5 protein-coding genes are annotated in these 6,852 nt (G+C 68.7%); 3 read left to right on the top strand and 2 right to left on the bottom strand.

The window, feature by feature from the left end; genetic code table 11:
- The first annotated feature begins 176 nt into the window (after positions 1–176).
- From D7X12_RS37330 to D7X12_RS37320, 3 genes are all read left to right on the top strand, one after another.
- Positions 177–1,052, top strand: coding sequence for a DUF2381 family protein (locus D7X12_RS37330; protein ID WP_120629964.1), 876 nt, complete (start codon positions 177–179; stop codon positions 1,050–1,052).
- Positions 1,049–2,878, top strand: a complete 1,830-nt coding sequence (locus D7X12_RS37325; RefSeq protein WP_120629963.1) for a serine/threonine protein kinase — start codon at positions 1,049–1,051, stop codon at positions 2,876–2,878. Before D7X12_RS37330 ends, D7X12_RS37325 begins: the two co-directional genes overlap by 4 nt.
- A 155-nt stretch (positions 2,879–3,033) precedes the next feature.
- The gene (locus tag D7X12_RS37320; protein WP_120629962.1) at positions 3,034–4,188 is read left to right on the top strand and encodes a protein kinase domain-containing protein; all 1,155 of its coding nucleotides are present in this window, start codon (positions 3,034–3,036) and stop codon (positions 4,186–4,188) included.
- Positions 4,189–4,401: 213 nt separating this feature from the next.
- Here D7X12_RS37320 and D7X12_RS37315 read toward each other — a convergent pair whose 3' ends face one another.
- The gene (locus D7X12_RS37315; protein WP_120629961.1) at positions 4,402–5,553 is read right to left on the bottom strand and encodes a glycosyltransferase family 4 protein; all 1,152 of its coding nucleotides are present in this window, start codon (positions 5,551–5,553) and stop codon (positions 4,402–4,404) included.
- Positions 5,550–6,692: a glycosyltransferase gene (locus D7X12_RS37310; protein WP_120629960.1), complete on the bottom strand. Its 1,143-nt coding sequence runs from the start codon at positions 6,690–6,692 to the stop codon at positions 5,550–5,552. The genes D7X12_RS37315 and D7X12_RS37310 overlap by 4 nt, the downstream gene beginning before the upstream one ends.
- Positions 6,693–6,852 lie beyond the last annotated feature (160 nt).

Genomic DNA, 6,852 nt, shown 5'->3' with positions numbered 1-6,852 from the left:
CCCACGGCCCACCGAAGCCGCAGGCCCTTCCGAACGCCGTCTGGATCAACAACCCCGCGCGGCTTGCCTCTTCACATCAGGCTGCGCAGTAATCTCTCGAATCCACTGTCTCATTCACGTTGACAGGCTCCGCGAATCCGCGATGGTAGCCTTCCCATTCGGGAGGTCACGCATCCTTGCTCCAACCCTTCAGATTGGCTCTTCCCCTGATGCTGGCGCTCGCGTGGGGAACTGCTGCGCAGGCTCAGCGGCCCACGGGAGCGCGCGGTGAGCGTAAGCGCTCCGTGACCATCGCCGGCACGTCCGCCGACCCGCTGCCCGTCGTCCGGGTTGCGCAGGACACGATGACGCTGCTGTTCTTTCCCTCTCCGATTCAGCGGAAGTCCCTCACCTTCGACGATTCGCGGATTCGCGTCCTGGATGCGGGGGAGCGGTCGGTCATCGTCCAGGCCGTGTCCGACCTCAGGAAGGACGAGCAGCAGGAGATGGGGGTCTTCTTTGCGGACGGCAAAGCACCCGCGAGGGCCGCCTTCTCGCTGGTGACCGACCCGGCGGAAGTGGACACGCGGATCGACGTGCAGCGCCCCGCGCCGCCGAACGAGACTTGTCCGACGGACGCTCAATCCAAGGTGCCGCAGCCGGAGGACTTCGTATTGCTGGGCTACGTGGACGAGATGGGAGTCACGACCTCCAAGGTCAACATCATTGAGCCCGGCGCCCAGGGGCTTTCGTCAAGCAAGGTCGTGTCCTTCCGGGGCAAGGGGTGGGTGCTGGTGGATCTCCTGATCTTCAACGAGCCGGACCGGCCAGCATGGACGCCGCGGGAGGCACGGCTGGTGGGCCGGGTGGGGGGACCTTTGAGCGCACGGCTCGTGAACGTCCAGGGGGTAGCGATTCCTCCAGGGGAGGAGCGGCGGATGCTTGTGGTGGCTAACACGCAAGGATTGGAGGTCAGCCCCAGCTTCACCCTGGAGGTGCGCGGGGATGGGGGACGAAGCCTCACGATCCAGAAGGTGCGCTTCCCCACGCACACTCCAGAGAGAACCCGATGACCGCGACCTTGCTCAGACTGCCGTCAGGGGCCGTCGTGGACGGATGGCGCGTCACTGGAGAGCTTGGCAACGGCGGCTTCGCTGTCGTCTACCGCGTGGAGAAGAACGGGATTCAATGCGCGCTCAAGATCGCGCGTCACCGTGAAACCAGCGGGGACTTCAAGAAGACTCATGCCCGCACACTGCGCGAGCTGACGGTGCTGCTCCTGCTGGACCATCCCAACATCGTCGGGCACCGGGGGTACGGCTACGCGGAGAGTGGCAACGCCTACCTTGCACTCGACTACGTAGAGGGCTGGACGCTGGCGGAATGGAAGGAGCGCAAACACCCCACGGTGCGCGAGATCCTGCGGGTCTTCGACAAGCTATGCGCCGCACTGGCCTACATGCACGGGCGGGGCGTGCTTCATCGCGACTTGAAGCCGAGCAATGTCCTCATCCGCAAGAGTGACGGCGAGCCCGTCATCATCGACTTCAGTTGTGCGATCCACACGCTCGCTGAAGAGCTGACGGATGGCGGGTTGCCCCCAGGGACAGATCGCTTCCGTGCCCCCGAGCAGTTCCAATTCCTGCGGGAGCATAAGGACGAGCACCGGGTGCGGTACGCCTTCAAGGTGGCGGACGAGATCTTCGCGGTCGGCGCCATGCTCTATGAGCTGCTGACGGATCCACGCCCCACGGAGTTCAACGGGCGCTTTGCCTTGAACAGCCCGGTCGCGCCGCCGCCCGCTGCTCGCGCGGTCAATGCCCGCGTTCCCGAAGCGCTAAGTGATCTCGTTGACGACATCCTCTCTCGTGACCCCAAGCGGCGTCCGGTCGATACCGAAGCGCTACGTCGCGAGTTCTCGGAGCTGCTCGCCGCTCCCGGGAGCGACTACGACGTGCCGGTGCATGCCCCCTCTGAACAGCGGCAGGTTGAACCGGCTGGCAGCGTGCTCCCTGCCGCACTGGTGCCGTCGCTTCATCCCTCCCCGCTCAAACGGCACGTCAGCCTGATGCCACGCCCCCGCGATACGCGGCGCTGGCTCGCGGGCGTCGTCGCTGTCGTCGCGCTTGTCGCCGTCGCGGCCTTCTGGTTTCGCCCTGGGGCGTCGCCCCCGCAGGCACCGCCTGTGCTGGCCTCGCCGACCCCACCCGGCACCGCTCGTTCCGCGCCGTCCACGCTCCCAGCCCCTGGTATGTCACCCACTGGCCCGGCGCCTGTATCCACTCCGGGACCCGAAATCGTCGCCGCCCCCAAGGAAGGTTCACCCGTGAAGACCCCGTCTCTCGAAGCGCCCCCCCAGGCCGCGACCCGCATGCAGAAGCGAACCCCTGGTGCCGTCGGGTGCGCTTCGCTGTCCCTGGTGGCGGCGCTGGCGGCGGGCTGCCCCGGCTCCCAGATTCGCCCCGAGGCGTTCACGTGCCCAGCCGGTGCGGAACGGGCCATGCGGGAAGAGCTTCACTGGGAAGTGGGCACGCCCTGGGAAGCGGGCGACTCCTTCCTGGTCATTCCGGATGACCGTTACGGTACGAGTGAGGCACCCTGGCTTACCGCAGGTGGGGCGGTGGTGGCGGTTGTTCCCAAGGGCGCAACCGATCCACGACAGAAGCAGGTGGCTCCTCCCGGAACGCGCTTCTATGGCACGGCCTACTACACCCCTGACACGAGGGGTCGCGTTGAAGGGCCGGCGGCCGTCATTCGATATGACCGCGCGAAGCTTCCTGGACAGGACGAGCAGCCGGTTTGCTTCGTGGTGGAGATCCCCGCCAAGGATTTCAAGGATGGCCGGGTGAAGGCCCAACAGAACATCGTTCGCGGACACGTTGTGGACCGCTGGCCCTGAGCGGGACGGGGAGACGTCCTGGGTAGGTGGTCGGTTTCGCCGGACCCCGCTCGCTGCGGGACACGACCTCCTGGGGTGTTTCCATTCCTTCGCATCCCACAGGTAACATGCCGCCGACCGCGTCGGGATGTTGCCCGGGCGAGAGGAGACGGCGGATGACGGCAGTCGAGTTCAAGGCTCCAAGAGGGTCCATCCTCTTCACGAAGGATGGCTTCCAGTACGAGTTCCGCGATGACCTGGGCGAGGCACATCACGGAATCAGTCTCTTGGTGGCGCGGCGTCGCACGGAAGAGGGGCAGATCAAGGGCCGGGTGTTGCTCAAGGCGATTGGCGTTTCGAGCGACCAGGGAATGACGCGCGTGAAGCGGGCGCGAGCGAAGCTGGAGGAGCAGGTGCGCCTTGCCTCCTTCCTGGATCACCCGGGCATCTTCCGCGTCGAGGGGATGCAGAAGGCGGAAGGCTACTGGTACGTGATCACGGAGCATCCCTCCGGTCACAGCCTGTGCGACCTGCTCACCATCGTCTCGGAGTGCCGTCGTTGGTTCTCTCCGCTCTTCGTGCTGCACGTCGGTGCGCGGGTCGCGGAAGCGCTGGCGCACGCGCACGAGGCGCAGGACGCGAACGGCAACCCCTTGAACATCGTTCACCGTGCCATCGACCTGGACCACGTCTTCGTTGATTGGAAGGGCAACGTGCGGGTCTCTGACTTCGGCCTCGCGCTGTCCTCGCTGCCCGGGCGTGTTTCCTCCACCGTGCACCGGCCGCAGGGGGACACCTATTACGCGTCCCCGGAGATGCTCCTGTCCGGTCGTGTCGATGCGCGCTCAGACCTGTTCAACCTGGGCGTGGTGATGCTCGAACTGGCCACGGGTCGGAACCTGCTGGATGCCCCGGACGACGTGACGGAAGAGGTGAAGGCTTCGCTGTCGAAGCGGAAGCTCGTGCGCGTCCGGCGTGCGATTCGTCGGGCCCGGCTGGCGGGATGCGACGTCCGGACGGAGGCGGCAATCTGGCGCGCGGCGACCTACACACAGGCGGACCTGGAGGCGTTGACCGCGAAGCTCCCCGAGCCCCTGCGCCTGCCGCTTCGCAAGCTGCTTCAGCCGTCGCCCGCTGACCGCTACCCGTCGGCGCGGGCGTTGGCGACGGAGCTGAACGGCTGGCTCGGGAAGGGTGTCCTCTTCGGACAGGAGGAAGCCGCTGCGGAACTGGAGAAGGCCGTGACGGAAGCGGGGCAAGCCCTGGTTGAGCTGGGACTCCGGAGCCACCGCCCTTCGTCGGTGCGTTTGGACGACATCACCACGAGGTAGCGGAAGGCCGGGCGCATGTGCCCCCCAGTGTGCCCTCCAGCGGGGATGAGAACGGGACAAGACGGGGCAAGACGGGATAGGGCGGCACAACGAACCGACGTGAGATCAAGGCGATGGTGGGTAACAGCGCGTCCTGCTTGGGGTTTCCTATCGCCTTGCCCGTGGGTTCGATTCCCTCCGCCTCCCTTGCCGGAGTTTGCGGATCGCCCTCCCCTACCCGACCGCCGCGTGTGACACAGGCGCATCCATCGCCGGCAGGTAGAGCGATTCCACGTAGCGCTGCGCCATCCGCTCCGGCGCATGGTGGGCCACCACGTACTCGCGGGCGGCGCTCGCCATCCGCTCACGCCAGCCGGGCGCCGACAGCAGCCCCGCGAGCGCGGAAGCCAGCGTGTTCGCGTCGCCCGGAGGCACCACCAGCCCGCGCCCCGTGCCCAGCACGTGCGGCAATTCACCGACGCCCGAAGCGACCAGCGGACGTCCCGCCGCCATCGCCTCCAGCGCGACCAGGGGCATGCCTTCGCGCAGCGACGGCATCACCACCGCGTCCGCCGCCGCGTACACGTCCCGCACGTCCGAACGGAACCCCAGGAAGTGCACCGGCAACCCCTGCGCCTGGGCCTCCAGCGACTCCCTCAAGGGACCATCCCCCACGAGCAGCAGCGTGGGCACCGTGGCGCCGGGCGTCCGGTCCAGGATCCGCAGGGCCTCCAGGAGCACCTGGGGACCCTTCTCCACCGACAGGCGCCCGACCAGCGCAATCACAGACACGTTCGGCGACAGGCCCAGCGCCTCACGGGCCTGGAGGCGTTCTGCCTCCGTGCAGGCCTTCGCGAGCGGCAGCGCGTTGGGGATGTACACCACCGGCGAGCGGTGGACGTACCGGCGCAGGCGCGAAGCCAGCTCCCGGGACACCGCCGCCACCGCGCTCGTGCAGTTGCCCAGCACGCGCGCCAATCCCTCATAGGCAATCAACGCGGGCGTGGCGCCGGTGTCCCCATGGTACGTCGCCACCAGGGGTACCCCGGCCAGCGCGCTCGCGGCGGCGCCCAGCGTGAGCGACTTGTAGTCATGCGCGTGGATGACACCCACGCCCCGGCGACGGACCTCCGAAGCCAGCGTGGCCACGGCCATCGCGCTGAAGCGGCCGGGCACCTCCAGCGTCAGGGCCTCCAGCCCCTGCTCGCGCGCGGCGCCTGACAGCACGTCCGCGCGCCCCGGAGACACCAGGCTGCACACCTGCGCCCTCCACGGGGACGGTGTCGCTCCGGCCAGCGACAGCAACGCCCGCTCGGCGCCGTACAGGCCGCACGTACTGCGCACATGGAGGATGGAAGGTGTCACCTGGAGCTTCGTCGCGCTCACGCCTGGGCGCGAGCCGCGGCCCCCCGGTAGAGCTGCGCGTACGTGTCCACCATGGTGGAGAGCGAGTAGCGCTGCGCCTCGCGCTTCGCGGCCTCGCCCAGGCGCGCACGCAGATCCGCGTCATTGGCCAGGCGCTTCACCGCGCCCGCGAGCGCGTCCACGTCACCCGACGGCACCAGGAGCGCCGTCTGGCCATCGCGGTGCACCTCCTGGATGGCGGGGATGGCGTGCGACACCGTGGGGAGCCCTACCGCCATCGCCTCCAGCAGCGACAGCGAGCGGCCCTCGCGACGGGAGGGCTGCACGTAGACATCAAAGGCAGGCAGCAGCTTGCTGGCCTCCAGCAGGGCGCCCGTGAAGTGCACCCGACCGGCGAGCGGAGACGCAGCGGCGCGAGCGCGCAGCGCGGCCTCCATCGGGCCGGGCCCGATCATCACCAGGTGCGTGCCCGGCGCGTCCGCGAAGTGGCGCAGGAACGCGTCCACCAGCAGGTCCGGGCCCTTCTCCTCGGACAGGCGGCCCAGGTAGCCCACCACGGTGGCGTCCTGCGGCAGCCCCAGGCGCTCGCGCGCGTCACGGCGGGCCTCGGCGCCCGTGGACACGGTGAGCGGCACGCCGTTCTCGATGGTGACCACGTTGGAGAGCAGCTTCGGGCTCCAGCGCTCCAGGCTGGCGCGGACTTCACTGCCGCACGCCACCAGCGACTGGGTGAAGACCGCCGCGGCCATGGCGGCGGGGCGCAGCTTTCCCTGCGGCTCCACGGTCTGATGGAAGGTGCCCAGGACCGGCGTGCGCGGACGCAGCGTCCTCGTGGCGACGGCGTTGAGCCAGGGGCCCACGTCATGGCCATGGACCACGTCGGCGCCGAAGGCGTCCACCTCCTGGGCCAGCCGGCGGATGGCCGTGGGCGTCATGCCTGCCAGCCCGCCCAGCCACACGGTGGGGATGTTCGCGCGCTGGAGCAGCTCGCGCACCGGGCCGTCGGGCCCCAGCGCCAGCACCACCGAGTCGATGCCCCGGGAGCGGCCATGGTCCGACAGTCGAACCACCAGCTGTTCCAGCCCGCCCATCTCCAGGCCATACATCACATGCGCTACGCGGACGGGCTTCGCTGCCTTCGGGTGCAGTTCATTCTTCATGGGCGCCGCCAAGCTAGGCACGCACCCGGAGCCCACAACCCCCAGCCAGGCCTCCGCGTCCCGGCGGGTGTCGGCCAGTGAAAACCCCCGCCGTGTAACCCGCCCCCGAAGCCCGGCGTATGGAGGGGCACCCTGGCGCACACCACCCCGCGCCCCTCCC

It is taken from the genome of Corallococcus sicarius, from assembly GCF_003611735.1.
Taxonomy (GTDB): domain Bacteria; phylum Myxococcota; class Myxococcia; order Myxococcales; family Myxococcaceae; genus Corallococcus; species Corallococcus sicarius.
This window is presented reverse-complemented; position numbering and strand designations above follow the sequence as displayed.